At 65.0% G+C, this 3,639-nt stretch carries 3 protein-coding genes; 2 read left to right on the top strand and 1 reads right to left on the bottom strand.

The features are described from left to right. Window positions 1–1,974, bottom strand: a 1,974-nt coding sequence (gene purL, locus ABYB95_RS19290) for a phosphoribosylformylglycinamidine synthase (protein ID WP_372660580.1), incomplete at its 3' end; no start/stop codon positions are given. Here purL and map point away from each other — a divergent pair. Both map and ABYB95_RS19280 read left to right on the top strand, forming a co-directional pair. Continuing rightward, on the top strand, window positions 1,889–2,926 hold the full coding sequence (map, locus tag ABYB95_RS19285; protein WP_372660577.1) for a type I methionyl aminopeptidase: 1,038 nt from the start codon (window positions 1,889–1,891) through the stop codon (window positions 2,924–2,926). The two genes, purL and map, sit on opposite strands and share 86 nt — an antisense overlap. A 17-nt stretch (window positions 2,927–2,943) precedes the next feature. Further along, a partial coding sequence (locus tag ABYB95_RS19280; RefSeq protein WP_372660583.1) for a nucleotidyltransferase domain-containing protein occupies window positions 2,944–3,639 on the top strand: 696 nt, incomplete at its 3' end.

Genomic DNA, 3,639 nt, shown 5'->3' with positions numbered 1-3,639 from the left:
GGACGCCACGGTGGGGTGGCTGAGCACGTCGATCACGGCTTTTTGCAGGTCCACGCCGGTGAGGTCCAGCGCTTCGACCGCGCGGGCCACGGTCTTGACCTCGCGGTGCATTTTGGGCGGCTTGCCCAGCAACACGTTCATGGGCATGTCGACCGCGTTTTCCGTCTGCCCGGCGCTTTCTCCGAGCACCAGTTGGCGCTCTTCGGTGGCCACGCCGATCACGGCAAACGGGCAGCGCTCGCGTTCGCAGAAAGCCTGGAACTGGGCCAGCGATTCGGGTGCAATGGCCAGCACGTAGCGCTCTTGGCTCTCGTTGCTCCAGATTTCCTTGGGCGAGAGGCCAGACTCTTCGAGCGGCACGGCACGCAAATCGAAACGCGCACCGCGCCCTGCGTCGTTGGTCAGCTCGGGAAAGGCGTTGGACAGGCCACCAGCGCCCACGTCGTGGATCGCCAGGATCGGGTTGCCCGCGCCCTGCGCCCAGCAGTGGTTGATGACCTCCTGCGCCCGGCGTTCGATCTCGGGGTTGCCACGCTGCACCGAATCGAAGTCCAGGTTGGCGGCATTGGTGCCACTGGCCATGGAACTGGCGGCGCTGCCACCCATGCCGATCTTCATGCCGGGGCCGCCGAGCTGGATCAGCAGCGAACCGGCGGGAAATTCGATTTTGTGGGTCTGCCCGGCGTCGATCACGCCCAGGCCGCCCGCGATCATGATGGGCTTGTGGTAACCGCGCTGCACGCCGTCTACCGCCTGCTCGTACTCGCGGAAATAGCCCAGCAGGTTGGGTCGGCCAAACTCGTTGTTGAAGGCCGCGCCACCCAGCGGCCCTTCGGTCATGATCTGCAAAGGGCTGGCGATGTGGTCGGGCTTGCCCCCCGGCTGGTCGGACAGGCCGCCCCAGAGTTTGGACACGGTGAAACCGGTGAGACCCGCCTTGGGCTTGGAGCCGCGACCGGTTGCGCCCTCGTCGCGGATTTCGCCGCCCGCACCGGTGGCGGCGCCCGGGAACGGGGAAATCGCGGTCGGGTGGTTGTGGGTTTCCACCTTCATCAAGATGTGGTGGGTCGCCGCCTCGGCCACGTAAGGCGCCGTGGCGTCCATGGGCGCGCGGGACACGAAACGCTCGACCACACCGCCTTCCATGACGGACGCGTTGTCCGAATACGCCACCACCGTGTGCTGGGGCGCCAGCTGGTGGGTGTTGCGGATCATGCCGAACAGGCTTTTGTCTTGTGCCTGCCCATCGATGGAAAAGCTGGCGTTGAAGATCTTGTGCCGGCAGTGTTCGCTGTTGGCCTGGGCAAACATCATCAGCTCGACATCGGTCGGGTTGCGCTGCAAGCCGGTGAAAGCGTTCACCAGGTAGTCGATCTCGTCGTCGGCCAGCGCCAGACCGAATTCCACGTTGGCGGTTTCCAGCGCCAGTCGCCCGCCCCCGAGCACGTCCACGTGCGCCAAGGGCGCGGGGTGCAGCTCGGTGAAAAGGGCTTCGGCGTGGCCGCGGTCCTGCACCACGCTTTCGGTCATGCGGTCGTGCAGCGCCCCGGCCACGGCCTGCCATTGCGCCGGAGACAGGCTGGCGGTACCGAGCAGGCCCGACTTCAGCAGCACCCGGTACTCCACCATGCGCTCCACGCGCTTGAGCTGCAGGCCGCAGTTGTGGGCAATGTCCGTGGCCTTGGAAGCCCAGGGCGATACCGTGCCCAGGCGCGGCATGACCAGGAGTTGCGGCGCATCGCTGGGCAGTTTGTCCAGGTGGGCGCCCGAGCAGGGCTCGCCGTATTGCAGCAACTGCGCCAGGCGTTCCAGCGTGGCGGCATTGGGCGGCGTATCAAAGGCGGCCAGGTGCACAAATCGGGCCGTCAGGCCGGTGATCTTGTCGGCGATGCCTTGCAGACGGGGCAGGATTTGCTGGACTTTGAAGTCGCTGATGGCATTGCCGCCATCAAAAAAGTGCAGGTGCAGGGGCACAGTAGGAGCCTGGGGTGGGTGTACCCAGAGATGGGTGGAAACCCGGCATTTTACCCGTGCGGTCGGTGATGACTTGGCCACAGAGCGCACCGCGCGGGGCCCGAATGGGATAATCGCGGGCATGAGCATCACCTACAAAGACGAAGCCGGTATCGCGGGCATGCGCGAGGCCTGCCGCCTCGCATCCGAAGTCCTGGACTACCTCACGCCGCACATCCAGCCCGGCGTGACCACGCTGGAAATCGACCGTTTGTCGGCCGAATACATGAAGCAACAGGGCACGCGTTCGGCCACCATCGGCTACCAGCCCAGCGGTTACCCGCCCTACCCGGGTCATCTGTGCACGTCGCTCAACCATGTGATCTGCCATGGCATTCCGAATGAAAAGCCCTTGAAAAAGGGCGACATCCTGAACGTGGACGTGACCGTCATCACCCCCGAGGGCTGGTTCGGCGACAACAGCCGCATGTTCCTGATCGGCGGCGAAGCGGCCTGCAGCGTTGCGGCGCGGCGCCTGTGCCAGGTGACGTTCGAGGCCATGTGGAAGGGCATCGAAATGGTCAAACCCGGCGTGCGCCTGGGCGACATCGGACATGCGATCCAGGTGTTTGCCGAGAGCAACGGCTTTTCGGTGGTGCGCGAATTCTGCGGCCATGGCATTGGCCAGAAATTCCACGAAGAACCCCAGGTCTTGCATTACGGACGGCCTGGCACGCTGGAAGAACTCAAACCCGGCATGACCTTCACCATCGAACCCATGATCAACGCGGGCAAGCGCGAGATCAAGGAAATGCCCGACGGCTGGACCATCGTGACCAAAGACCGTTCGCTGTCGGCGCAATGGGAGCACACGGTGCTGGTCACGCCTACCGGCTACGAAGTGCTCACGCTGTCGGCCGGTAGCCCGGCCACCCCGGCTTTCGTCGCCACGGCCGCGACCAGCACCGCTTGACGCCCCCCGACACCGCGGTGGCCGACCTCGGCGCACTGCGCCAGCAATACCGCGAAAACAAGGCCGCGCTGCTGCTCCAGCTCGATGTGGCCAGCGCCTCCACGCGCGGCGTGCGCAACGCCATGAAGCGTCTGTCGCGCCTGACCGACCAGACGCTGCGCGAACTCTGGAGCCGAGCCGGCCTGGGCAGTGGCTTCTCGCTGGTGGCGGTGGGTGGTTATGGCCGGGGCGAGCTGTTTCCCTATTCCGATGTCGACGTGTTGGTGCTGATGCCCGACGGCATACAGCCGGAAACTGACCCGAAGCTCAAACTGCGCCTCGAGTCTTTTATCGGCTCTTGCTGGGACGCGGGCCTGGAAATCGGCTCCAGCGTGCGCACCTCGGCGGACTGCCTGGCCGAGGCCGCGCGCGACGTGACCGTGCAAACCTCGCTGCTGGAAGCCCGCCTGGTCGCAGGGGGGAAAAAGCAGTTTTCCGAACTGATCCAGCACCTGGACGAGGCCTTGGACCCGAAAGCTTTTTTCGTGGCCAAGACGCTGGAGATGCGCCAGCGCCACAACAAGTTCGAAAACACGCCGTATTCGCTGGAGCCCAACTGCAAAGAATCGCCCGGAGGCTTGCGCGATCTGCAAATGATTCTCTGGGTCGCCAAAGCGGCGGGCCTGGGCAGCAGCTGGGACGACCTGGCGCGCAAGGGTTTGGCCACGCCGTTG

This window comes from Hydrogenophaga sp. (assembly GCF_041633695.1).
Classification (GTDB): domain Bacteria; phylum Pseudomonadota; class Gammaproteobacteria; order Burkholderiales; family Burkholderiaceae_C; genus Hydrogenophaga.
Note: the sequence above shows the minus strand (reverse complement) of the source record. Positions and strands in the feature narration are given on the sequence as shown.